This is a genomic window from Bradyrhizobium sp. WSM471 (assembly GCF_000244915.1).
Taxonomy (GTDB): Bacteria; Pseudomonadota; Alphaproteobacteria; order Rhizobiales; family Xanthobacteraceae; genus Bradyrhizobium.
The window spans coordinates 7152158-7177226 of the sequence record NZ_CM001442.1; the positions used below are offsets into that span (position 1 = coordinate 7152158).

Consider the following 25069-nt stretch of genomic DNA (forward strand, 5'->3'; position numbering starts at 1 on the left):
CTTCCATTCACTCCGCCGGGAGATCCACCAAATGACCGAGACCATCCGTATCAAGCGCTTCAATGCGCGCCCCGTCATCGTGCCGATGAACCTCCCGCTCAAAACCTCGACCGGGGCGGTCGCAAGGGCACCTTTGGTGCTGATCGACTGCGAGACCGACCTCGGCGCAACCGGGCACGCCTATTTGTTCTCGATCACCCCCTCGGCCTTGAAGCCGTTGACGGCGACGGTCGCGGAAATGTCGGAGATACTGGCGGGCGATGAGCTGCTACCGTTCGAGATCGAGCGCAAGCTGACCCAGCGCTTCACGCTGCTGGGGCTCGCCGGCCTGCAGCGGCTGGCACAGTCCGGCATCGACATGGCGGCATGGGACGCGCTGGCGCGCGCACGCGGCCTGCCGCTGGCGCGGCTGCTCGGCGGCGCGCCGAAACCGGTCAGGGCCTACAATTCGAAGGGGCTCGGCATCATGCCGGCGGGTGCCGCGGTGGAGGAAGCCCACAAGCTGCTGGCCGAGGGCTTCCAGGCCGCGAAGATCCGCGTCGGCCGTCCCGATGCGCGGGAAGACCTGAAGGTGGTCCGCGCGGTGCGCAAGGCCGTCGGCGACGACGTGACGCTCATGTGCGACTACAATCAGGCGCTGACGGTCACCGAGGCGATCAGCCGCGGCGAGATGCTCGACGACGAGGGGCTCACCTGGATCGAAGAGCCGATCCGTCACGACGATTATGAGGGCTGCGCCCGTATCGCGGATGCGCTGCGTACCCCGGTCCAGATCGGCGAGAATTTCGACAGCGCGTTCGCGATGCAATCCGCGCTCTCAGCGGAAGCCTGCGATTACGTGATGCCCGACGTGCAGCGCATCGGTGGCGTCACCGGCTGGCTGCGCGCCGCCGCGCTGGCCCACGCCGCCGGGATCGAGATGTCGACGCATCTGTTCTCGGAAGTCAGCGCGCATCTTTTGTGCGTGACACCGACCGCGCATTGGCTGGAATATGTCGACTGGGCTGATGCGGTGCTTTCGACCCGTTTGCAGATCAAGGACGGCTTTGCGGTGCCGAGCGAGGAACCCGGCAACGGGATCGCGTGGGACGAGGCGGCGGTGAAGAAGTATCTGGTCCAATAGACCGCGTGTCGTCGCGACGCATCAAAGTGCGGACTTCGGAACCTGACGATCAGCGAGCGAATATGCCAGCTACGACCGAACAGCGGCAATCATACTCAGCTCGACCGGTGCGCCTCGCGGCAACTCGGCGACGCCAACAGATGTACGCGTGTGACGACCGCGATCACCTAGGCGCTCGATCAGCCGGTCGGAGGCGCCGTTCATGACTTGCGATTGCTGCGTAAATCCAGGCGCCGAGGCGATGTATCCAACGAGCTGCAAGACCTGGACGATCTTGTCCTCTCCGCCTGTTGCGTGGTTGATGGCCGAAATGCAGAGATCAGCGCAGAGTGCAGCAGCCTCCTGTGCGGCGGCGACATCGACGTCTGCGCCGACTTTGCCTGAGTACAGCAGGTCTTCGCCGCGACGCGGCAGCTGACCACTGACATACGCAATTCCACTATGGATGATCACCGGCAGGTAGTTGCCGCCGGGCTTGTTCACGCTCTTCATTTCGGTAACCTGCCTTCTTTCCACGTCCCGCCAAGCGACACAGTTTCGCCGAATGCCGGGTTCGCCGCCGCGGCGAAGGATCGGACAATGGCAGGCGGAGAGTCACGGATCAAGGCTGCGCCGGGCCGCGCGTTCGGCGGCCAGGACCGAGCCTCTATCCGACCGGATTGAAGGACCTGCGGCGCGGGCCGAAGAAGGCGTCCACCTGAGAGGCGCCCGCCCTACCACGTCTCTGCGCCGGGGATTTTTCTGCGTACCGCCATGCGCTGGATCCATATGCAGCGACGCACGGATCTGTTGGAGCGGCCGACCGCGGATATTCCTTGGCCGGCCTGCAGCAGTGGCGCCACGGTTTCGCGCAGCGCGCGACAGCGCTGGAGCTCGGCCTGCCAGTCAATAGCCGCGGCATCAGCGCGCGACGTAATCAGCGCAAGCGCGGCCACCGCAAGACAGCTCACCCGAATCATCTGGAGTCCCTTCACTGTGACCCGTCTCCATCGCGCCGGTAGCGGAAGTCGCAATGAGCGGCTCCTTGCATGATTGTCTGCGTCCGCGTGAGCTTGATGTCGGAGCCAAAACCCTCGGCGGTCGCAAAGTCAGCGGTGCAGACCAGGAGAAAACCGAGCTCGGGTTCGCCCAGCGCCTTGTAGAACTCGGCATAGGCGCATCGCTTGACGTCGAACGCGAAGACATCGTGGGTCTGCTCGATCACGTCATAGGCGAGCGCATCGTCGCGGGCGTAGGTTTTGAATGCCGACGACACCGCCTTGCCGAGATCGCTCTCGTTCTCGGCATTGTTCTTGGCCTGCCAAAATTCCTCGCCGAAGCCGCGATAGACATCGCCGAGCGTCTTGCGTACCAGCGCGTTGGCACGCGCCTCGCCGAGCTCGGCCTGGAGCGCCTTGACCAGCGGCACCAGCACCTGCGCCTGGATCTTTGCTTGCTCGATGACGGAAACGTTCATGGGCGGCCTCGCGTCTGAGACGACGGTAGCACACCAGTGTTGCTATAGAAGATTGTGGCTTGCCTGGTCGAGGTCCGGACGAAAAGCCAGTCTACGCTCTTCGAGCTACGCCGGACACGCTTCTCGCAACGAGATTGGTGGCTTGCCGAGCCGAAGCTCGCGGCGGCAGCCCGCCTGCGCCCTTTGGGCTTCGGCGTGGCATCCTTCACTCGGCTATCGCGAGCGAAGGATGGTGGGCGCGACAGGGATCGAACCTGTGACCCCTACCATGTCAAGGTAGTGCTCTCCCGCTGAGCTACGCGCCCTAGATGTCGTCTAGATCGGGTCGGGTCCCTATAACGGCTCAGGGGAGCCGGTGCAAGGACGGAAGGGGGCCGATTTAGGCCGCCAGCATCTTGTTCACTTCGCTGACCAATTCGCGCAAATGCACGGGCTTGGACAGCACCTTGGCGTTCTTGGGGGCGTCCGAATCCGAGTTCAGGGCGACCGCGGCGAAGCCGGTGATGAACATGATCTTGATGTCGGGGTCGAGTTCCGAGGCCCGGCGGGCGAGCTCGATGCCGTCCATCTCCGGCATCACGATGTCGGTGAGCAGCATCTCGAACGGCTCTTCCCGCAGCCGCTGGTAGGCGGCCATGCCGTTATCGTGGGACGAGACCTGAAAACCGGCGTTTTCCAGCGCCTTGACCAGGAAACGGCGCATGTCGTTGTCGTCTTCGGCGAGCAGGATCTTTGGCATGGCGGAAACGTCGAATCCCCAGAGGATATCAGCAGAGGTCACTAAGCCCGACGGAGGGTAAATTTGGGGTGAAAATCTTTACCCTCCGCAGCTCGCGCTGCCGGACTCTTGTGAACCGGAATACAGTACGAAGCAATCGAGCCGGACCTGCCGGTCCCCACCTCGCTGCCCGCAGGGTTAAGACATGTTCCAGAGCGGATCTCATCTTTTCGCTTGGCAGGATGGTTGCGATTCCGGACAATGACGACACATAAGAGCCGCCCGATCGGCCGAATCAATGTGTTGAGGCCTGGGCCGGGCTTGTTGGATCGTGCGGCGCCAAGGGCGAAGCCTGATTACAAGGGACGAAGCCTGACACCAAGGGACGAAGCCTGAGAAGATGACCCGGTTTGACGGCGACAAGTCGCCAGCCTTCGAGATCGTTGAGCCCGCGCAATGGCGCGCGCCGGTTATCTTCAACTCGCCCCATTCCGGCTCGACCTATCCGGACGAATTCCTCAGCGCCTCCAGGATCGACCTGCCGACGCTGCGGCGTTCCGAAGATTCCTTCATGGACGAGTTGATCGGCCATCTCAGCGAGCGCGGCTTTCCGACCGTGCGGGTCAACTTTCCGCGCTCCTATGTCGACGTCAATCGCGAGCCCTACGAGCTCGATCCCCGGATGTTCACCGGGCGCCTGCCGAGCTTTGCCAACACCCGCTCGATGCGGGTCGCCGGCGGCCTTGGCACTATTCCGCGCGTGGTCGGCGACGGCCAGGAGATCTATCGCGAGCGCATCCTGGTCGACGACGCGCTGGGGCGGATCGAGACGCTTTACAAACCCTATCATCGCGCGCTGCGCCGGCTGATCAACAAGGTGCACCAGATGTTCGGCACCGTCGTGCTGGTCGACTGCCATTCGATGCCCTCGGTCGGCGTCTCCCGCGACGAGCCACGGCGGCCCGACATCGTCATCGGCGACCGCTACGGCACGAGCTGCACGCCGCTATTGCCCGACCGGGTCGAGGAGACCATGGCCGGGCTCGGCTATTCGATCGGCCGTAACAAGCCTTATGCCGGCGGCTTCATCACCGAGCATTACGGCAACCCGGCCAGTGGCCTGCACGCCGTGCAGCTCGAGCTCAACCGCGCGATCTACATGGACGAGCGGCGGCGCGAGCGCACTCCGCGCTTTGCGCAAGTGGCGTCGGACTTCGGCGTGCTCGCCGACGTGCTGGCGACCACGGTCCCGTTCGGCGATCTCGGCCCGTTCCAGGCCGCGGCGGAATAGGCGCGACGTTTTTCTTCGAACGATCGGGCTGGGTGCGATCAGCGCGAGCGCGTTTCGCCGCGCGCATTGAAATGAAAGCCGACGCTGAAAGAAATTAGAGGCTGAAAGAAAAAAGGGCCGCTTCTAATGAAGAAGCGGCCCAAGTCTAGGGAGGAAACGCCCAAGGAGGGCAGCAGTAACGCGAGAAGCGCTACCGCACCGCAACAATATGCGGCCGCGACGCACAAAGTGCAAGGGCTTTCGAGCGATTTCCCATGCAATGAGGACATAGCTCGGTTGCTTCCAGAGAAACCCAGATTCAGTCCCTTTGATAAGGAAATTCAATGGGTTGATAGTCATTTGCATACGAACGAGGCAAAGTCGGAACTAAGGTTTCAACTCAATGATCGATATTTGCCCAGCGAGGGGCTTTGACCAGGCGAACGCTTCCCGCATCCAAAATACCAGGGTGCAAAAGCAAGACAGCGCTGCACGATTCTTCCGATTTGAGCTAGGCAGGAGTGAGCTTCACCCGACTTTCACTTTTTGAGGATACGCCGTGACGGTGATCGATTTCTCCGCCTTCATCGGACGGCTCGCCACCGCCTCCGGCGAAACCATCCTGCCATTCTTCCGCACCTCGCTGTCGATCGAGGACAAGAGCAAGACCAAGGATTTCGATCCCGTGACCGAGGCCGACCGCGCCGCGGAGGCGGTGATGCGGCGTCTGATCAAGGCCAACTTTCCCCAGCACGGCATCGTCGGGGAGGAATTCGGCAACGAGCGCGAGGATTCGGACTATGTCTGGGTGCTCGACCCCATCGACGGCACCAAATCCTTCATCGGCGGCTTTCCGATCTGGGGCACGCTGATCGCGCTGCTGCACAAGGGCACGCCGGTCTACGGCATGATGCACCAGCCGTTCATCGGCGAACGCTTTTCCGGCGACAGCGGCTCGGCTCATTATAAAGGCCCATCCGGCGAGCGCCGGCTCCAGGTCCGGCGCTGTGCCTCGCTGTCGGAGGCGACCACCTACACCACCAGCCCGCTGCTGATGAACGAGCGCGACCGCGCCATCTTCGGCCGCATCGAGAAGGGCGCGCGGCTGTCGCGCTATGGCGGCGACTGCTACTCCTATTGCATGCTGGCGGCAGGTCACGTCGATCTCGTGGTCGAGACCGAGCTGAAGCCTTACGACATCGCAGCCCTGATCCCGATCGTGACCGGCGCCGGCGGCGTCGTCACCACCTGGGAAGGCAAGCCGGCGCAGGGCGGCGGCCGCATCATCGCGGCCGGCGACGCCAGGGTTCACGACGAAGCACTGAAGCTGCTCAACGGATAGGCGATCCAGGAGCCTGCATGACGAACTGGCGCAAGCTCCTTCTCGCGGCATTGCTTCTGTTTCCGACGCTGGCCTGCGCCCAGAATTTCCCGGTCAAGCCGATCAAGCTGATCGTGCCGTTCCCGGCCGGCGGCCCGAACGACATCATTGCCCGGGTGATCGGGCAGCGCATGTCGGAGCTGTCAGGACAGCCCGTGCTGATCGACAATCGCGGCGGCCAGGGCGGCGTGCTCGGCACCGATGCCGTCTCCAAGGCCGTACCTGACGGCTACACCATCGCGATCTCCAGCGCCGGCGCGCTGGCGATCAGTCCGAGCATGGAGAGGGTCGCCTACGATACGCTCCACGACCTCACGCCGGTGACGCTGGTTGCGACCGTGCCGGAAATGCTCGTTGTCGCCACCAACGTCCCCGCAAAGGACATCGCGGAATTGATCGCGCTCGCCAAGGCGCAGCCGGGAAAACTCAACTTCGCCTCCTCCGGCCCCGGCAGCCTGCCGCATCTCGCCGGTGAATTGTTCAAGCTCACCGCAAAGATCGACATCGTGCATGTGCCCTATCGCGGCGCGGCGCCCGCCGTGAACGATCTGCTGGGCCAGCAGGTGCAGATGACCTTCCTGGATCTCCCCGTGCTGCTGCCGCAGGTCAAGGCGGGCGCCCTGCGGCCGATCGCAGTCGGCTCCGCCGAGCGTTCGCCGACGGCGCCCGAGGTGCCGACCACGGCGGAAGCCGGCTTTCCTGATCTGCGCATCGAGAACTGGTACGGCATGGTCGCGCCGAAGGGCACGCCGCAGGAGATCGTCACCGCGCTGCATGCCCTCGCCACGAAGGCGACGGCGGATCCCGCGGTGAAGGAAAAGCTCGCCGCCCAAGGGGCAACGCTGGTCGGCGATGAGCCAGAGCATTTTCGCGCCTTCATCGCGGACGAGACCAAGAAATGGGCGAAGGTGATCAAGGACGCTGGCGTGGAGACGGCGAAGTAGCGCAGAGCTCACACTGCCGCCGCCCGCAAATGCTCCACCAGCATCTTGGCTGGGCGCGGCAGCGTCTTGAAGCTTCGCGCGCAGATCACGAGTTTGCGGTTGGCCCAGGTATCGCGCAGGCGGACCATGGCGAGCGGCATCAGTTTTGCGCAGCGGCGGGCGGCGGCTTCGGGCACCAGGGCAACGCCGACATCGGCGGCGACCATCTGGCAGATCGCATCGAAGTCGCGCAGGCGGGCGCGATAATGCGGCCGCATGCCGAGCCGGGCGGCGTGCTTCGAAATATGCACCTGAAGCGCGGTGGCGCTGGTGAGCCCGACGAAGTCGCAAGCGCCCGCCTCCTGGAAATCGATCGCGCGGCGACCGGCGAACGGACCGCGCCTGGACGTTACCAGCGTCAGGCGATCCTCGCTGAAGGCGAATCGCTCGATATGATCGGGCAGCGCGTGCTCGGCTGCGAAGCCGAGATCGGCCGCGCCCGCAGTGATCGCGGCCGCGATGTCGGTGCTCTCGCGCTCCTCGATGTCGATGGCAACGTCGCGATGCTCGCGCAGGAAGCCGGCGAGCGCCTTCGGCAGATGCTCCGAGAGGCCGGACGTATTCGCGAGGAAATGCACGCTCGCGCGCACGCCGCTGGCAAAGCCGGCGAGATCGCCGCGCATGGCGTCGATCTGGTGGATGACGAGACGGGCGTGATCGAGCAGGCTCTCGCCGGCCGAGGTCAACTCAACGCCGCGGCGCCCGCGCTTGAGCAGCGCGACGCCGAGCGCATCCTCCAGCCCCTTGATGCGCGCGCTGGCCGAGGCCAGGGCCAGATGCGACCGCTCCGCGCCGCGGGTGATGCTGCGCTGGTCGGCGACCGCGATGAACAGTTGGAGGTCGACAAGGTCGAAGCGCATCCGGGGTCCTTCAGCCTTCGTTCCAGACGAAGGCTTTCTCCGTAACCTACAGATTGTGCCGGCGCGCGGCATCGGTCAATGTGCAGATATGATCGACCCGCTCCTCATTCTCATCGCCGCCGTCTTCCTGATTGCCGGATTCGTCAAGGGCGTGGTCGGGCTTGGCCTGCCGACGGTGTCCATGGGCCTGCTGGCGGTGAGCATGGCGCCCAGCCGCGCGATCGCCATCGTGATCGTGCCCGCCATCCTCACCAACATCTGGCAGACTTTCGTCGGCCCCCATTTGCGCGACATCCTGAGGCGGCTGTGGCCGCTGATGATCGGCACCGTAATCGGGTGCTGGCTCAATGCCGGCGCGCTCACCGGCCCGCATGCGCGCTACGGCACGATCGTGCTCGGTGTACTCCTGGTCGTCTACGCGATCATCGGGCTGAACAAATTCCAGTTCCACGTTGCGCCAAAGAACGAGAAATGGGTCGGCGGCGTGGTCGGCGTGGTCACCGGCGTGATCTCGGCCTCGACAGGCGTGCAGGTGATCCCCTCGATGCCGTTCATGCAGGCGATCGGCATGGAGAAGGACGAGCTGGTACAGGCGCTCGGCGTGTTCTTCACGACCGCGACACTGGCGCTCGCCTTCAACCTCACCGCGGGCGGATTGCTGACGCCGGCCAACGCAGTGCCGGGTGCGGTCGGCATGGCATGCGCGTTTGCCGGCATGTATATCGGCCAGACGGTGCGGGCGCGGATGCCGGCGGAAGCGTTTCGCCGCTGGTTCCTGATCGCGATGATCCTGCTCGGCCTCTATCTCACCGGCAGCGCGCTGCTGAAGGAATTCGCGTAAACGAAGTTACCGCGTCTCCAGCAGGGCGACGCGGATGCCGAGATAGATGAAGAGGCCGCCGAGGGCACGGTTGACCCAGGCGACCGCGCCTTCGGAGCTCCGCAAGCGGTGGGCGGCCTTTGCCGCGAACGCCGCCAGCACCAGGCACCACAGCGTTCCCGTGCAGATGAAGATCAGGCCGAGCGTCAGGAAGGCGAGCGGCTTGTGCGCCGAGTCGACTGCGACGAATTGCGGCAGGAAGGCCAGGAAGAACAGCGCGACCTTGGGATTGAGCGCGTTGGTGAAGACGCCCTGGAGGAAAACCCGCCGCAGCGAGCTCTGCAACGGCTCGTCGACGGCCGAGGCCAGCACCGGGCGCGACCACAGCATCTGGAGGCCGGTCACGACGAGATAAGCTGCTCCGACCAGTTTCAGGATCGAGAACGCGGTCGACGAGGCCATCAGCAGGGCCGAAAGGCCGATTGCCGCGCCCGCGACATGGAAAAAGCAGCCGCAACTGATGCCCAGCGCGGCCGCGGCACCACCTCGCCAGCCCAACTGCATGCTGCGGCCGATCACATAGACCGTATCAGGCCCCGGCGTGATGTTGAGCAGCACGCCCGACAGGACGAAGAGCCAGATTTCGTGAATGCCCAGCATATGTGACGTGCCTCCGCCGCCCAACCGTCGCCCTCAGACCCGGCTTAGTGGGTTCGCTCATCCACGTCCACCGCCGGGATTGCCGAGGATTTACCTCGAATTTGCAATGCGGATCATACTTTCGCTCGGCCTCATCTGCTCTATAAGGAACGGGTTCTTTAATGCAGGGATTCGAGGTGACGGCTACGCGGTGGCCGGTCCTCGATCTCTTCCAAGTCTCTTGCAAGTCTCTTGGAGCTCCGGAATATGGAAAGACGTCTGGCTGCCATCGTCTGCGCCGATGTCGCCGGCTATTCGCGCATGATGGGTACCGACGAGGCCGGCACTCATGCCGCCTTCAAGGCCCATCGCAGCGCGATCCACCCCATCATCCTCAATCACGGCGGCCGCGTCGTCAAAAACACCGGCGACGGCTTCCTGCTGGAGTTCCCCTCGATCGTCGGCGCCACCGAGGCCGCGATCGCGATGCAGACGCTGATGGCGGAGCGCAATCACCATCTGCCCGCCGATCGCGCCATGCAGTTTCGCCTCGGCATCCACATGGGCGACGTCATCGCCGACGAGGGCGAGGTCTTCGGTGACGATGTCAACATTGCCGTCCGCCTCGAATCCGTGGCGAGCCCCGGCGGCTTCGCGATCTCGGCCAAGGCCTACAAGGAGGCCAGCAAGCATCTCGCCGTGCCGCTGGCCGATGCCGGCAACCACCGCTTCAAGAACATCAAGGATCCGATCGGGGTCTGGACCTGGACGCCTGAGGGCGCACCGGCCCTTGCGCCCGCGCTGAGAGAGGCATCCGCCCTCTCGCAGCAGTACCGCACCGCGATCGTCGGCGTGCTGCCCTTTGCCAATCTCAGCGACGCCCAGGACGAATATTTCTCCGACGGCCTGACCGAGGATCTGATCCACGCGCTGTCACTGCAATCCTTCTATCGCGTGCTGAGCCGCAACTCGACCTTCGTGTTCAAGGGCAACAACGTCAGCAACCGCCTGATCGCGCGGGAGATCGACGCCACCTATCTGATCCAGGGGTCGGTGCGGCGCGCCGGAGCCAAGATCCGCGTCACCGCAGAGTTGATCGCGCCGGAGACCGGCGAGCAGCTCTGGACCGGCCGCTACGACCGCGACATCGGCGATCTCTTCGCGATGCAGGACGAGATCACCACCAACCTGTCCGCCGCCATCGCCACCGAGATCGTCCGGGCCGAGGCCTCGGCGCCGGCGCGGCTCTCGACCGACGTCACTGCCTGGGACCGCTTCCTCAAAGGGCTGTCGCACTATTATCGACAAACCAAGGAAGACCTGGCCATCGCCGTCGACCTGTTCCGGGAGGCCATCAGGCTCGAGCCCAAGCTGTCGATTGCGCACGCCTATCTCGCCACGATCCAGATCCAGAGCATCCATTTCGGCTGGGTCAAGGGCACGCGCGAGATGTGGGCCGAAGCGATGAAGCTTGCCGAAACCAGCGTCCGGCTCGACCCGCGCTCGTCATTTGCGTTCTCGATCCTGTCCTGGACCCACGCGCTGGAGGGGCATTACGAGGCCGCGATGGACGCCGCCAAACGCGCCGTCGCGCTCAACCCCTACGACAACGGCGCGCGCGGCGTGCTCGGCATCTGCCATTTCGCCATCGGCGAGCACCGCGAGGCAATCGAGCTGTTCTCGATGGCCTCACAGCGCGACAACAGCGATCCGCGCTACCAATGGGCCGCACTGAACGCCTTCAGCCATTATCTGCTGGGCCAATATGACGCGACCCTGTCATGGGCTCGAGAACAGCTCTACATCAACCCGAACCATTTGCAGGCGCTGGCGATCCGTGCCGCGGCGCTGGCGCAATTGGGACGGGGCGACGAGGCGGTCGAGGCGACCCGCGTGCTCATGGCTAACTACCCGACTCTCAATGTCGACCGCCATTTGCGCAATTTCCACTGGAAGCGGCCCGAGGACCTCGCCCATTACCGCGCCGGACTCTTGAATGCGGGCGTGCCGCTCGGCAAACTGACCTTGGTCTCGAGCGACGTCAAACGCGTCGCCGAATCCTGAGGGCCAGCCGCGGCCACGCGGCAATGTCCCCTCCGCCTTTATTGACACGACGGTGAATTCAGCCACACTCCGCTACACGCTGAAGTAGTATAACGTGTTGTCGGTTTGTCAGGACTTTCCGCGCTCTATCGGCGCGTCTGTATTTCACGATTCGCCGTTTTCAGGATTTTGGGCCATGCATGACTCCGCTCCGAAGCCCCCCTTCGACCCCTCGATCCAGGTCTCGCCGAACAATCCCTGTCCATTCCTGCGCGGCCTCGTCGGCGAGGGATTTGTTGACGGCGGAACCGTCCCGCTCGGAACGCTGTCGCAAACGATCGCGAATGCGAGCGGCGAGACCGGGCTGAAGAAGGTCTCGGCCCGCATCCAGGTCCGCGGCGTCGCGCTCATCGCCAACGGTCTCGGTCACGTCCTGAAGAGCATATTTTCGGGCGCGCAGCTCGACGCCTTGCGTGGCGGCCCTCTCGACAAGCGCGGTGCCGGCTCGCGCGTCCTCGGCGTCGACGGCACGGTCGATGAGGACGAGCTTGCGCGGTTTGCGAGCTTCGGCCGGAACTACCAGGATCCGAACGGCGGCGGCTCCGAGCCGGGTCTCAACGCCTCGGAAATCGGCGTCTTCATGCGCGACAACCTCAAGCGCGCCGGCAGCGCCGCGCGCTGGTACTACCCCCTGCTGATGAAGTTCGAATGGCCGATCCTCCTGAAGATCGTGGGCAAGGGCGCGGGTGAGAACCGCTATCTCAGCGTGGCCGACGTGCGCACTCTGTTCAACGAGCGGCAATTCCCTGCTCGCATCAACCAGCGGCTCGTATCGCAGCCGGTGCTGTCGACCTGCCAGCGCGTGGTGCGGGGCGCCCTCAAGGTTGCGGCCGTGCCCGTCGCCCTCGGTCTTGCCTTGCTCGTTGCGGTCGCTGAATTCCCCGACCAGGTGCGTGCCATGCTGCCGCAAAAGGGAATTCTCGTGAATCTCCTGCCGCCGTCGTTGCCCACGGTCCCCGAGACGAAGGCGGCCTTTTGGCTCGAACAGAACTGGTCGCTGAAGGACAGGCACTGGTTTCACCATGCCAGCCAGGGCACCGCGACCTTCCCGGTGCCTTATGAATGGTTCATGGCGCTGGAGCAGCCGCGCCTGCATCTGTTCTCGCGGCCGGGCATGATGACAGACAGCGCCTATCTCGAGCGCTTCGGATTCATCCCGAGCCCGCAGTCGATCCAGACCGACGCGACGTCACTGCGCCGCTTCGGCTACGCCAATGTCTACGAGACGACGCAGGTGCCGGACTGGTCGACCAGGTGGACGCCGGCGGAGAACGTCGACGGCCTGCCGGTCGGCTTCGCACGGATGACCGGTGTCGTCGATCCCGCGACGGGCCGTCGCGAAGAGGACAAGATCGGGCTGACCTGCGCGGCCTGCCATACCGGCCAGATCCACTACCAGGGCGTGGACGTGCGTTTCGACGGCGGTCCGGCCATGACCGATCTGAAGAAGCTCGAGCTCTCCACCGGCCTGTCGATCGCCTACACGCTTTACGTGCCGTTCCGCTTCCAGCGCTTCGCTGATCGCGTGCTCGGCCCCGATGCCAGCAGGGCTGACCGCGCCGCGCTCAAGCAGAAGCTCAGCGCGATCGGCAACTTCCTGATCGACTGGGCGCAAACCCAGCAAAAGACGATAGAAGGCAAGAAGACCTGGAACGGCCGGCAGCAGAGTGACACCGAGGAAGGGTTCGGTCGCCTCGACGCTCTCAACCGCATCGGGAATCAGGTGTTTTCGCAGGATCTCGCGCTGAGCGGGCTTAAGGGTTTCGAGAAGAACCTGCACGCCCAGGACGCCCCGGTCAGCTATCCCCCGATCTGGACCGTGCCCTGGTTCAAGTTCGCCCAGTACGACGCCTCGATCGAGCAGCCGCTGATCCGCAACGCCGGCGAAGCCCTCGGCGTGACGGCGCTGCTCAATCTGTCCGATGCCTACCCTGAGGACAGGCTGTGGCGCTCCTCGGTCCATATCAACACCCTCGGCTGGATCGAGGACATGCTGAGGGGGCCCGATCCGTTCAAGACGGCGGATCCCTCCACCGGTCCGAAGTTCGGCGGCCTGCTGGCGCCGAGATGGCCCTCGCAGATCCTCGGCGACAATTGGAGGCTCGATCAGAAGAAGGTCGACAATGGCCGCAAGATCTACGCCGAAATGTGTTCAGGCTGCCATCTGCCGGCGATCGACACCCCGGCTTTCTGGTCGTCGAGACATTGGGAGCCGAGCGGCGACAGCAAGGTGCTGAACGCGGTGACGATCCCCCTCGACGAGATCAAGACGGATCCCGAACAGTCGCTCGTGCTCAGCAACAGGATCGTCGATGTGCCCGGCTTCCTGAAGGTGAATACGGCCGACCTCCAGAAATGGTGGCAATGCGACGTCTCGACCGCAAGCTCGCCGACCGAGATGGTGTATGCGCTCGGGCTCATGACGGTGGTGGACCTCGTCGCCCGCAAATGGATGGACGACGAGAAGACTCCGGACGCCGAGCGGGCGAAACTGTGGAATCTCGCGCGCAAGAACTGCCTCAATCCAGTGGGGGGAGCACGCTATCGGGCACGGCCGCTCAACGGCATCTGGGCCACGGCGCCCTATCTGCACAACGGTTCGGTGCCCTCTCTCTACTGGTTGCTGAGGCCTGCAAGCGAGCGCCCGCAAAAATTCTGCATGGGCCGCCGTGACTATGATCCTGTGACCGTCGGCTTTGCGGTCACCGCCGACGAGAAGTGCAAGACGGGTGAAACCGAGTTCTCGGCGGGGTCGGAGAAGGATCCGATCCAGGGCAACAGCGTGCTCGGCCATTCCTTCGAGCGCAAGCCGGGCGAGGAAAAACGTCCGGGCGTGATCGGCCGCGTGTTCAAGGACGACAACGAGCGCTACGATCTGATCGAGTATCTGAAGACGCTGTAGCCGAGCTCTGTCCCAAGCACGCCGCCCTCATCCCGAGGAGCCCGCACAAAGCGGGCGTCTCGAAGGATGGCCGCGGGCGAGGGCGGAGGCCTTCATGGTTCGAGACGCGCGTTCCGCGCTCCTCACCATGAGGGTCTTGCGAACCAAGCGAGGCGAGGGAGCGCACCCTCGCTTCCCCTCACTTGAACAGCGGCGTGCCCGGCACGAAGGCGTCGAAGGCTGCCCAGAATTGGGAACGGTAGCGGTCCTGCTCCTGGAGAATCTCGTGCTTGGCGCCGGCGATCACGAGATGGGAGCCGGCGCGCAAATGATAGGCAAACTCCTCGATCGCCGCGATCGAGACCACGGTGTCGCTGGAGGCCGCCAGCATCAGGATCGGCTGACGGATCTCGGACGGGTAGTTTTTGCCCCTGAAAGTGTGCATCGCGCGGAAGGCGGTATCGGCCCAGGCGATCGTTGGTGACGCGAGCCCGAGGGTCGGATCCTCCTCCAGGATCGCGGCATTGCGCGCATAGCGCACGGGATCGCTGGTCAGCGGATTGTTAATGAAGGGATTGAGCCCGGTGATCTGGTCGCTGCCGCCGGGGACATAGCGGCCGCCCATCCCCAACACGCGCATCGTCTTCAGCAGAGCCCGCGCCGGAAACGAGGTGGCGCGGCCGGGCAGGTCGATCATCGGCGCAGACAGCACCATGCGGTCGAACCAGCGCTTGCCCGCATGCGCCACCCGCAGCATCACCGTGCCGCCCATGGAGTGGGCGAGCGCAAAGAAGGGTGGCGGGCAATCCGGCAGCACCACCTGCTGCACGAAGGTCTCGACGTCGATCTCGAAATCGGCGAAGTCGCGGACATAGCCCTTGCGCGGATCGCGCAGGCGACGCGAGGAGTGGCCCTGCCCGCGCCAGTCGATCATCGCCACCGCGAAGCCGCGGTCGCGCAGGTCGCGCACGGTCTCGAAATATTTCTCGATCTGCTCGCTGCGTCCGGTGAAGACGCAGACGGTGCCCTTGCGGTTCGCCGGCGGCGCCCAGCGCGCAAAGCGCAGCTCGACGCCATCAGGGGTTTTGATGGTGCCGCTGACGACGTCTTCGGGAACGGGATTGGATGGTATCGAGACCAGCGTCATGATGGGGAGGGCTTGGGCACGAAGTGCTGCAAATCAGGGGGCAGGAGCGCCGAAAAGGCTGAGTATCCGCCCTCTTGAACGCCGTTCTCCTCAACCCATATCACTTTGGTGCAGGCCGCTACCAGTGTTTCGGAACCGGAACATCAGGCTGCACACAGACGAAAGCCCGGCCCGATTGGCGGGCGGGTTACTCAAACAGTCGCTCAATGGAGGACTTGACCATGCGTACCTACGACCTGACCCCCTTCTACCGTTCCACCGTCGGCTTCGACCGCCTCTTCAACCTGCTTGACCAGGCCGGTTCGGACGGCAGCCCCGGTTATCCCCCCTACAATATCGAGCGCACCGGCGAGAACGACTACCGCATCACCGTTGCGGTCTCGGGCTTTGCCAAGGATGAGCTCTCCATCGTCGCGAAGGAAAACACGCTGACGATCAAGGGCGAGAAAGTCGCCAACGAGAACTCGAAGGCCGAAGTGCTGTACCGCGGCATCGCCGCGCGTGCCTTCGAGCGCGCCTTCCAGCTTGCCGACTTCGTGCAAGTGAAGAACGCCTCGCTCGAGAACGGGCTGCTTCACGTTGACCTCGTCCGTGAGATTCCCGAAGCGAAGAAGCCCCGCCAGATCGCGATCAACACCGGCGCGCAGGGCGCACAGGTGATCGAGAACTCGGTAGCGGCGTAAATCACGTCGGCCACTTCCAGGTTGCGAAAACGCCCCGGTGCCCCGGGGCGTTTTTTTGTTTGGCTGATCAATCGTGCGCGGAAGAAATACCGGACGACGGATCTGCCATACCTTGCCAGAGAGGATGGTCTCGGCCGTCGCCGGGACGTCACCGATTTCTGAACGGCCCTGCTGGACTGTTGCGCCGCATCACACAGCGGTGAATTGGCGTAACGCCGTCGGCCCGTGCGTCGTCCTTTGGCTATCGAACCCAAAACAAGACGGAGAACGATCATGACTTTCTGGCGCAGCTTTTTCGTCGCCGCGAGCCTGTTGGCGGCCCCTCTCAGCCTCGCTCACGCGCAGACCGTAAAGGCCAAGAACGTTGTGCTGGTGCACGGCGCCTGGGCCGACGGCTCAAGCTGGTCGGAGGTGATCCCGATTCTCCAGGCCGCAGGGCTCAACGTAACCGCCGTGCAGAATCCGCTGTCGTCGCTTGCGGACTCCGTCGAAGCCACCAAGCGCGTGCTGGCCGAACAGGACGGTCCGACCGTGCTGGTCGCGCATTCCTGGGGCGGCACCGTGATCAGCCAGGTCGGCACCGACCCGAAGGTCAGCGCCCTTGTCTATGTCGCCGCACGTGCGCCCGATGCCAACGAGGATTTTGTCGCGCTGTCGAAGCAATTCCCGGCGGGACCGGCACGCGCCGGCGTCGTCGAGCGCGACGGTTACACAAAACTCTCGGAAGACGCCTTCCTGAAGTACTTCGCCAATGGCGTGAAGCCGGAGCAGGCCAAGGAGCTCTACGCCGTGCAATGGCCGACTGCCGCCTCGATCTTCGCCGGTCGCACCACCGAGGCGGCATGGCATTCCAAGCCGAGCTGGTACGCGGTGTCGAAGAACGACTACACCATCAATCCCGATCTCGAACGCTTCCTCGCCAAGCGCATGAACGCAACCACGATCGAGATCGACGCCGGACACCTCTCGCTGGTGTCACACCGGAAAGAGGTGGCGAATTTGATCCTGGAAGCGGCGGGGTATGGACGGAGCTGAGCGGCGCTTGTCATGATGCAAAGGCGCCTGAATGCTCAGGCGCCTTCTATTTTATTTGCGCTAACTCTCTCCTCAACGTCGTCCTGGCGAAGGCCAGGACCCATTACCCCAGGAAGGAGTTTGGCGAAGACTCGTCCGGTACTCGCACCTCAATCGCTCGACAGACCTCGCGGTATGGGTCCTGGCCTTCGCCAGGACGACACCGTTGGTGTGACACGCAGCGTCCTAATCCAGCCCCTGCGCTGCCGGCATGTCCTGTGTCGGCAGGATCGTTGGAGCAGGTTTGGCCAGACCGACGGTTGGAGCAATGACTTGCGGCGCGGCCTCGGCGGGCTTTGCCGGCACCGCCGCCACGGTCTGCGTTGCAGGTTGAGCCTGCGGCCTCGCAGGTTCGGCTGGCTTGGCGGCGGCGACTGGCGCCGCGCCACGCGCCGGAGCGGCCTTCGGCAGCGGCACGGAGCGGCTGGCGACATGCGGGATCGGGGCCGGTGGGCGGGGCGGACCGCTGCGGACCATCGTCGGCGGCGGCAGCGCGCTCTGCGAGCGGTAAGGCGCAACCGCTGGCTGCTCGTAGCCCGGCGCCATGCCGTAGGCGTCGGCAGCCGGCATGAAGCGCAAAATCCGTCCGTCGCGGGCATCGATCACCAGCCGGCCGTCCTCGCCGCGGCGATCGATCGCCGCGATGGTGTAGACGCTGCCGCGCAGGGTCGGGACGCCGAGCGGCGAGAAGCCATTTTCGCGCAGCACGGCGTAGACCTCGGTCGGCGGCAGCAGCACCGGAGCCGGCCCGCGTTCCTCGTAGCCATAGCCGTAGCCATAGCGCGGCGGCGGGGGCGGCGCGGCCTCCGGCGGCGCATAGGGGCCGTCGAAATCCGAGACCGCGATCATCGCCCCTCGCGCTGGAACCTGGGCTTGAGCCGTGGTCGCGGCCAGCGCCAGCGTGGCGGCGGCCACACATCCTGTGAAAAACTTCATGGTCGAGACGCTCCTGTCAGGCCCCCGGATGGATCGCGCTCTTTTGCTTCTTGCGGCGAGGCACGGCTTCCGAAGGGTTGATCCGAAGCTTCATTGGGGATTCCGGCGTCGGCGGGGCCGGATCAGGGCGCGTTTGCTTCAAAACCGGGGCTGCGCAACTTTTGGAAAGCGATTGATTGATCCATGGGGAATCGGGACTTGCGCGCGCTTGTGTGATAGACAAAAATTTGGCAAGGTGATGGTTAGGACAGGAAGACTGTCTCAATTTTGCTTGCGGTTCCGGCATAGGGATTGCAACGAAAGACGGTGCTTTCGAGCGCCAAGAAGGCAACAGGCAAAGCCGTTCTCGGGGACGAAGAACGCCTTGGCCTGAATTTAAGAAAATGCGGCTCGCGAGCGGACGAGCGGTGACCCAGAAGCGGGTGCCGCGGGACGCCCAAGGTGCGCCGAAGATGGCGGTGAGGCAGCTTGCCGCATGGAGAGGACGAGGACATGAACGGGTCGCAAGTCGAGCGCGGAAACATCGTGGCAGAGCAACTGTCGGCGACGGTCGCCTCGAAAACGGCCGATCCGATTCAGGAACACAATTCACGCCCGCCGGCCGTAGGCCTCTACGATCCGAGCCTGGAAAAGGATTCCTGCGGCGTCGGCTTCATCGCCAACATCAAGGGCCAGAAGTCGCACGAGATCGTCGCGGACGCGCTCAGCATCCTCTGCAATCTCGAGCACCGCGGCGCTGTCGGCGCCGACCCGCGCGCCGGTGACGGCGCCGGCATTCTGGTGCAGATCCCGCATGCTTTCTTCAGCCGCAAAGCGAAGGAGCTCGGCTTCGCACTGCCCAATCCGGGCGAATACGCCATCGGCGCGCTGTTCATGCCGCGCGACACCGCCTGGCGTAACGTCATCAAGAGCATCATCGCCGACCAGATCAAGGAAGAAGGCCTGACGCTGCTCGGCTGGCGCGACGTGCCGACCGACAATTCCTCGCTCGGCGTCACCGTGAAGCCGACCGAGCCCGCCTGCATGCAGGTGTTCATCGGCCGCAACGGCACCGCCAAGACCGAGGACGATTTCGAGCGTCGGCTCTACATCCTGCGCAAGTCGATCTCGCAAGCGATCTATCAGCGCCGCGACCGCGGCCTCGCCGGCTATTATCCGTGCTCGATGTCCTGCCGCACCGTGATCTACAAGGGCATGTTCCTCGCCGACCAGCTCGGCAAGTACTATCCCGATTTGCACGAGAAGGATTTCGAGAGCGCGCTGGCGCTCGTCCACCAGCGTTTCTCGACCAACACCTTCCCGGCGTGGTCGCTGGCGCATCCCTACCGGATGATCGCGCATAACGGCGAGATCAACACGCTGCGCGGCAACGTCAACTGGATGGCGGCGCGCCAGGCCTCGGTGAGCTCCGAGCTGTACGGCAAGGACATCAACCGGCTCTGGCCGATCTCCTACGAAGGCCAGTCGGACACCGCCTGCTTCGACAACGCGCTCGAATTCCTGGTGCAGGGCGGCTACTCGCTGCCGCACGCCGTCATGATGATGATTCCGGAGGCGTGGGCCGGCAATCCCTTGATGGATGAGAAGCGCCGCGCCTTCTACGAATATCATGCCGCCCTGATGGAGCCGTGGGACGGCCCCGCCGCGATCGCCTTCACCGACGGCCGCCGGATCGGCGCCACGCTCGACCGCAACGGCCTTCGTCCCGCGCGCTATCTCGTCACAAAGGACGACCGCATCGTGATGGCGTCCGAGATGGGCGTGCTGACGATTCCCGAAGACCAGATCATCACCAAGTGGCGCTTGCAGCCCGGCAAGATGCTGCTGGTCGACCTCGAGCAGGGCCGCCTCATCCCCGACGACGAGATCAAGGCCGAGCTCTCCAGGAGCCATCCCTACACCGAGTGGCTGGAGCGGACCCAGATCGTGCTGGAAGATCTGCCTAAGGTGCCGACCACCGGCGTGCGCTCCAACCTGTCGCTGCTCGATCGCCAGCAGGCGTTCGGCTACAGCCAGGAGGACATCACCATCCTGATGACGCCGATGGCCTCCACCGGCGAGGAAGCCGCAGGCTCGATGGGCAACGACACACCGATCTCCGCGCTGTCGGCCAAGGCCAAGCCGCTGTTCACCTACTTCAAGCAGAACTTTGCGCAGGTCACCAACCCGCCGATCGATCCGATCCGCGAGGAGCTGGTGATGAGCCTCGTCTCCATCATTGGACCGCGGCCGAACCTGTTCGACCTGCAAGGCCTTGCCACCACCAAGCGGCTCGAAGCGCGCCAGCCGATCCTGACCGACGCGGACCTCGAAAAGATCCGCTCGATCTCCGAGGTCGCCGAGTCGCACTTCAAGTCGCGCACGCTGGACACCACCTTTCACGCCGGCCTCGGCGCGGCCGGCATGGACCAGGTGCTGGACGAGCTCTGCGCGCGCGCCGAGAGCGCGGTGCGCGAGGGCGTCAACATCATCATCCTGTCCGACCGCATGGTCGGCACCGACCGGGTTCCGATCCCGTCGCTGCTGGCCTGCGCCGCCGTGCATCATCATCTGATCCGTACCGGATTGCGCACCTCGGTCGGCCTCGTCGTCGAATCCGGCGAGCCGCGCGAAGTGCATCACTTCGCCTGCCTGGCCGGCTACGGCGCGGAAGCGATCAATCCTTATCTGGCGTTCGAAACCATCATCGCGATGAAGGACCGCCTGCCCGGCTCGCTCGACGACTACGAGATCGTCAAGCGCTACATCAAGTCGATCGGCAAGGGCCTGCTCAAGGTGATGTCCAAGATGGGCATCTCGACCTACCAGTCCTATTGCGGCGCGCAGATCTTTGACGCCATCGGCCTGAAGGCGGAATTCGTCGGAAAATTCTTCGCCGGCACGCACACCCGCGTCGAGGGCGTCGGTCTTGGCGAGATCGCCGAAGAGGCGGTGCGCCGCCATGCCGACGCGTTCGGCGATGCGCTCGTCTACAAGACCTCGCTCGATGTCGGCGGCGAATATGCCTATCGCAGCCGCGGCGAGGACCATGCATGGACCGCCGAGTCGGTGGGGCTGCTCCAGCACGCCGCCCGCGGTAATTCGCTGGAACGCTACCGCGCCTTCGCGAAGATCCTCAACGAGCAGTCGGAGCGTCTCCTGACGCTGCGCGGCCTGTTCCGGATCAAGAATGCGGACGAAGAGAAGCGCAAGCCGGTGCCACTCGACCAGGTCGAGCCGGCCAAGGACATTGTCAAGCGTTTCGCCACCGGCGCGATGAGCTTCGGCTCGATCTCGCGCGAGGCGCACACCACGCTCGCGATCGCCATGAACCGGATCGGCGGCAAGTCGAACACCGGCGAAGGCGGCGAGGAAGCCGATCGCTTCAAGCCGATGCCGAACGGCGACAGCATGCGCTCGGCGATCAAGCAGGTCGCCTCCGGCCGCTTCGGCGTCACCACGGAGTATCTCGTCAACTCCGATATGATGCAGATCAAGATGGCGCAGGGTGCCAAGCCCGGCGAAGGCGGCCAGCTACCCGGCCACAAGGTCGACGCGACCATCGCGAAGGTCCGGCATTCGACGCCGGGCGTCGGCCTGATCTCGCCGCCACCGCATCACGACATCTACTCGATCGAGGATCTGGCGCAGCTGATCTACGACCTCAAGAACGTCAACCCGGACGGCGCGGTCTCGGTCAAGCTCGTCTCGGAGATCGGCGTCGGCACGGTGGCGGCGGGCGTCGCCAAGGCGCGCGCCGACCACGTTACCATCGCAGGTTTCGAGGGCGGCACCGGCGCTTCGCCGCTGACCTCAATCAAGCACGCCGGCTCGCCGTGGGAGATCGGCCTCGCGGAAACCCACCAGACGCTGGTGCGCGAGCGGCTGCGCAGCCGCATCGTGGTCCAGGTCGACGGCGGCTTCCGTACCGGCCGCGACGTCGTGATCGGCGCGTTGCTCGGCGCCGACGAGTTCGGCTTCGCCACCGCGCCCTTGATTGCGGCCGGCTGCATCATGATGCGCAAGTGCCATCTCAACACCTGCCCGGTCGGCGTCGCGACCCAGGACCCCGTCCTGCGCAAGCGCTTCACCGGCCAGCCCGAGCATGTGATCAACTATTTCTTCTTCGTCGCCGAGGAGGTTCGCGAGATCATGGCCTCGCTCGGCTTCCGCAGCTTCAACGAGATGATCGGCCAGGTGCAGCTGCTCGACCAGACCAAGCTGGTCGCGCACTGGAAGGCCAAGGGCCTCGACTTCTCCAAGCTGTTCGTCAAGCAGAAGGAAGAGAAGGGCCAGAAGATCTATCACTCCGAGCGCCAGAACCATCATCTGGAAGCGGTGCTCGACCGCACGCTGATCGAGCAGGCGACGCCTGCGCTCGACCGCGGTGCGCCGGTGAAGATCGAGGCCAAGATCAACAGCACCAACCGCTCCGCGGGCGCGATGCTGTCGGGTGCGGTCGCCAAGATCTACGGCCATGCCGGCCTGCCGCATGAGACCATCCATGTCAGCCTGAAGGGCACCGCTGGCCAGGCCTTCGGCGCCTGGCTGGCGCAAGGCGTCACCTTCGAGCTCGAAGGCGAAGCCAACGACTATGTCGGCAAGGGCCTCTCGGGCGGCAAGATCATCGTCAAGCCGCCGGCCAACAGCGGCATCGTGCCGGAAGAGAGCATCATCGTCGGCAACACCGTGATGTACGGCGCCATTCAAGGCGAGTGCTACTTCCGCGGCATCGCCGGCGAGCGTTTTGCCGTGCGCAATTCCGGCGCCGTGGCGGTGGTCGAGGGCGCGGGCGACCATTGCTGCGAATACATGACCGGCGGCATCGTGGTCGTGCTCGGCAAGACGGGACGCAACTTCGCGGCCGGCATGTCCGGCGGCATCGCTTATGTGCTGGACGAGACCGGCGATTTCGACAGGCTGTGCAACATGGCGATGGTCGAGCTCGAGCCGGTGCTGTCGGAAGAGCTGATCAACGCCGGCACCTATCACCATTCCGGTGACCTCGAAGCGCACGGCCGGGTCGACGTGTTCAAGGACCTGCTCGCCTCCGACGTCGAGCGGCTCCACGTCCTGATCACGCGCCATGCGAAAGCGACAGGCTCCAGGCGTGCCGCCGACATCCTGGCCAACTGGAAGGACTGGCTGCCCAAATTCCGCAAGGTGATGCCGGTCGAATACCGGCGCGCGCTGCGCGAAATGGCCGCCAACGCGGACGCCGAGCCGAAAATCGCGATCGGGGCGTAGGACATCAGCACCCGTCATTGCGAGCGCAGCGAAGCAATCCAGACTTTCTACTCGGAAGCAGACTGGATTGCTTCGTCGCAAGAGCTCCTCGCAATGACGGTGAGGAAACAACAAATGATTAGACGGCAGGGACTTCGGGTTTAATGGGCAAGATCACGGGTTTTCTCGAAATCGAACGGCATGACCGCAAGTACACCCCGGTCGCCGAGCGCGTGAAGCATTTCCACGAGTTCGTCGTCCCCCTCTCCGAGAAGGAAACGCGCGACCAGGCGGCGCGCTGCATGAACTGCGGCATTCCCTATTGCCACGGCACCGGCTCGGTCTCGCCCGGCACGCCGGGCTGCCCGGTCAACAACCAGATCCCGGACTGGAACGACCTCGTCTATCAGGGCAACTGGGAAGAAGCCTCGCGCAATCTGCACTCGACCAACAATTTCCCGGAGTTCACGGGGCGCATCTGCCCGGCGCCGTGTGAAGCCTCCTGCACGCTCAACATCGACGACAATCCCGTCACCATCAAGACCATCGAATGCGCGATCGTCGACCGCGCCTGGGACAATGGCTGGCTGAAGCCCGAAATCGCCGCCCACAAGACCGGCAAGAAGGTCGCGGTGATCGGCTCGGGTCCGGCCGGCATGGCCTGCGCGCAGCAGCTCGCACGCGCCGGCCACGACGTGCATCTGTTCGAGAAGTTCGCCAAGGCCGGTGGCCTGCTGCGCTACGGCATCCCCGACTTCAAGATGGAAAAGAACGTCATCGACCGCCGCGTCAAGCAGATGGAAGGCGAAGGCGTCACCTTCCACTATAACAGCCATGTCGGTGGCGACGGCAATGTCGATCCGCGCGAGATGCTCAACGAGTACGACGCCGTGGCGCTGACCGGCGGTGCCGAAGCCCCGCGCGACCTGCCGATCCCCGGCCGCGACCTCGCCGGCATCCACTACGCCATGGACTTCCTGCCACAACAGAACCGCCGCGTGTCCAATGAACCGTTGAATGGCGTCCAGGAGATTCTGGCCGCCGGCAAGCATGTCGTCGTCATCGGCGGCGGCGACACCGGATCCGACTGCATCGGCACCTCGCTGCGCCAGGGCGCGCTCTCCGTGACCCAGCTCGAGATCATGCCCGCACCGCCGGAGCACGAGAACAAGGGCCTGACCTGGCCGAACTGGCCGCTGAAGATGCGGACGTCCTCGAGCCAGGCCGAAGGCGCGATCCGCGAATTCGCCGTGCTGACGCAGAAGTTTTCGGGCGAGAACGGCAAGGTCAAGAAGCTGCATTGCGTGCGCGTCGACGACAAGTTCAAGCCGATCGCCGGCACCGAGTTCGAGCTCGACGCCGACCTCGTCCTGCTCGCGATGGGCTTCGTCCATCCCGTGCACGAGGGCCTGCTCAAGATGCTCTCGGTCGAGCTCGACCCCCGCGGCAACGTCAAGGCCAACACGCTCGACTACCAGACCTCGCGTCCGAACGTGTTCACCGCCGGCGACATGCGCCGTGGGCAATCGTTGGTGGTGTGGGCGATCCGCGAGGGCCGGCTGTGCGCCCGGTCGATCGATACGTTCCTGATGGGGAAGACGGATCTGCCGCGCTGAATTGGCGCGAGCCGCCGCGGCTTAAGGCAGACAAACAATCCGCTGTCGTCCTGGCGAAAGCCAGGACCCATACCGCGTGATCCCTCGATCGTTGACCGGTCGCAATACCAAGCGACGAGTCTTCGCCAAACTACTCCCTGGGGTGATGGTGTGGACGGCCCCCTACGGCATCAG

At 64.4% G+C, this 25069-nt stretch carries 19 protein-coding genes and 1 tRNA gene; 11 read left to right on the plus strand and 9 right to left on the minus strand.

The annotated features are described in order from the left end of the window. The first annotated feature begins 31 nt into the window (after positions 1-31). Positions 32-1123, plus strand: coding sequence for an enolase C-terminal domain-like protein (locus BRA471DRAFT_RS32590; RefSeq protein ID WP_007615114.1), 1092 nt, complete (start codon positions 32-34; stop codon positions 1121-1123). 69 nt (positions 1124-1192) lie between these two features. Here the strand turns inward: BRA471DRAFT_RS32590 and BRA471DRAFT_RS32595 are convergent, their stop codons facing one another. The 5 genes from BRA471DRAFT_RS32595 to cpdR form a co-directional block, all read right to left on the minus strand. Further along, the gene (locus tag BRA471DRAFT_RS32595; RefSeq protein ID WP_007615116.1) at positions 1193-1615 is read right to left on the minus strand and encodes a RidA family protein; all 423 of its coding nucleotides are present in this window, start codon (positions 1613-1615) and stop codon (positions 1193-1195) included. Positions 1616-1836: 221 nt separating this feature from the next. Further along, positions 1837-2082, minus strand: a complete 246-nt coding sequence (locus tag BRA471DRAFT_RS32600) for a hypothetical protein (protein WP_007615118.1) — start codon at positions 2080-2082, stop codon at positions 1837-1839. Between the two features lie 11 nt (positions 2083-2093). Beyond that, positions 2094-2579, minus strand: a complete 486-nt coding sequence (locus BRA471DRAFT_RS32605; protein ID WP_007615120.1) for an L-2-amino-thiazoline-4-carboxylic acid hydrolase — start codon at positions 2577-2579, stop codon at positions 2094-2096. Between the two features lie 230 nt (positions 2580-2809). Continuing rightward, a tRNA-Val gene (locus BRA471DRAFT_RS32610) sits at positions 2810-2884 on the minus strand. A 74-nt stretch (positions 2885-2958) separates the two neighbouring features. Continuing rightward, positions 2959-3318: a cell cycle two-component system response regulator CpdR gene (gene cpdR, locus BRA471DRAFT_RS32615; RefSeq protein WP_007597092.1), complete on the minus strand. Its 360-nt coding sequence runs from the start codon at positions 3316-3318 to the stop codon at positions 2959-2961. A gap of 379 nt (positions 3319-3697) precedes the next feature. Here cpdR and BRA471DRAFT_RS32620 point away from each other — a divergent pair, with 379 nt between their 5' ends. The 3 genes from BRA471DRAFT_RS32620 (at position 3698) to BRA471DRAFT_RS32630 (ending at position 6892) form a co-directional block, all read left to right on the plus strand. After that, the gene (locus BRA471DRAFT_RS32620; protein WP_007615122.1) at positions 3698-4588 is read left to right on the plus strand and encodes an N-formylglutamate amidohydrolase; all 891 of its coding nucleotides are present in this window, start codon (positions 3698-3700) and stop codon (positions 4586-4588) included. A 538-nt stretch (positions 4589-5126) separates the two neighbouring features. Further along, positions 5127-5909 (plus strand): histidinol-phosphatase, encoded by a 783-nt coding sequence (hisN, locus tag BRA471DRAFT_RS32625; protein ID WP_007615123.1) that lies wholly within the window; start codon positions 5127-5129, stop codon positions 5907-5909. Between the two features lie 17 nt (positions 5910-5926). After that, a complete protein-coding gene (locus BRA471DRAFT_RS32630) occupies positions 5927-6892 on the plus strand; it encodes a tripartite tricarboxylate transporter substrate binding protein (RefSeq protein ID WP_007615125.1) in 966 nt (321 codons plus the stop codon). A gap of 8 nt (positions 6893-6900) precedes the next feature. On the opposite strand, the gene BRA471DRAFT_RS32635 is transcribed toward BRA471DRAFT_RS32630, so the two are convergent. Further along, on the minus strand, positions 6901-7791 hold the full coding sequence (locus BRA471DRAFT_RS32635; RefSeq protein WP_007615127.1) for a LysR substrate-binding domain-containing protein: 891 nt from the start codon (positions 7789-7791) through the stop codon (positions 6901-6903). A gap of 88 nt (positions 7792-7879) precedes the next feature. Here BRA471DRAFT_RS32635 and BRA471DRAFT_RS32640 point away from each other — a divergent pair, with 88 nt between their 5' ends. Then, positions 7880-8632: a sulfite exporter TauE/SafE family protein gene (locus BRA471DRAFT_RS32640; RefSeq protein WP_007615129.1), complete on the plus strand. Its 753-nt coding sequence runs from the start codon at positions 7880-7882 to the stop codon at positions 8630-8632. A gap of 6 nt (positions 8633-8638) precedes the next feature. Here the strand turns inward: BRA471DRAFT_RS32640 and BRA471DRAFT_RS32645 are convergent, their stop codons facing one another. Beyond that, positions 8639-9271, minus strand: a complete 633-nt coding sequence (locus tag BRA471DRAFT_RS32645; RefSeq protein ID WP_007615131.1) for a LysE family translocator — start codon at positions 9269-9271, stop codon at positions 8639-8641. 246 nt (positions 9272-9517) lie between these two features. Between BRA471DRAFT_RS32645 and BRA471DRAFT_RS32650 the strand changes: the two genes are divergently transcribed. After that, positions 9518-11314 carry an adenylate/guanylate cyclase domain-containing protein gene (locus BRA471DRAFT_RS32650; protein ID WP_007615133.1) on the plus strand — a complete coding sequence of 599 codons (1797 nt, stop codon included), beginning with the start codon at positions 9518-9520 and terminating at the stop codon, positions 11312-11314. Between the two features lie 175 nt (positions 11315-11489). Then, positions 11490-14255 carry a di-heme-cytochrome C peroxidase gene (locus tag BRA471DRAFT_RS32655; RefSeq protein ID WP_007615134.1) on the plus strand — a complete coding sequence of 922 codons (2766 nt, stop codon included), beginning with the start codon at positions 11490-11492 and terminating at the stop codon, positions 14253-14255. A gap of 178 nt (positions 14256-14433) precedes the next feature. Here the strand turns inward: BRA471DRAFT_RS32655 and BRA471DRAFT_RS32660 are convergent, their stop codons facing one another. Then, positions 14434-15381 carry an alpha/beta fold hydrolase gene (locus BRA471DRAFT_RS32660; protein WP_007615136.1) on the minus strand — a complete coding sequence of 316 codons (948 nt, stop codon included), beginning with the start codon at positions 15379-15381 and terminating at the stop codon, positions 14434-14436. A 221-nt stretch (positions 15382-15602) separates the two neighbouring features. Between BRA471DRAFT_RS32660 and BRA471DRAFT_RS32665 the strand changes: the two genes are divergently transcribed. After that, positions 15603-16064: an Hsp20 family protein gene (locus BRA471DRAFT_RS32665; RefSeq protein ID WP_007597127.1), complete on the plus strand. Its 462-nt coding sequence runs from the start codon at positions 15603-15605 to the stop codon at positions 16062-16064. Between the two features lie 273 nt (positions 16065-16337). Then, a complete protein-coding gene (locus tag BRA471DRAFT_RS32670; protein WP_007615138.1) occupies positions 16338-17099 on the plus strand; it encodes an alpha/beta fold hydrolase in 762 nt (253 codons plus the stop codon). Positions 17100-17324: 225 nt separating this feature from the next. Here BRA471DRAFT_RS32670 and BRA471DRAFT_RS32675 read toward each other — a convergent pair whose 3' ends face one another. Further along, a complete protein-coding gene (locus BRA471DRAFT_RS32675; RefSeq protein ID WP_007615140.1) occupies positions 17325-18074 on the minus strand; it encodes a hypothetical protein in 750 nt (249 codons plus the stop codon). A gap of 492 nt (positions 18075-18566) precedes the next feature. On the opposite strand from BRA471DRAFT_RS32675, the gene gltB reads away from it, so the two are divergent. Both gltB and BRA471DRAFT_RS32685 read left to right on the plus strand, forming a co-directional pair. Further along, on the plus strand, positions 18567-23300 hold the full coding sequence (gltB, locus tag BRA471DRAFT_RS32680; protein ID WP_007615142.1) for a glutamate synthase large subunit: 4734 nt from the start codon (positions 18567-18569) through the stop codon (positions 23298-23300). Positions 23301-23443: 143 nt separating this feature from the next. Continuing rightward, complete coding sequence (locus tag BRA471DRAFT_RS32685) at positions 23444-24895, plus strand: glutamate synthase subunit beta (RefSeq protein WP_007615144.1); 1452 nt, start codon at positions 23444-23446, stop codon at positions 24893-24895. Positions 24896-25069 lie beyond the last annotated feature (174 nt).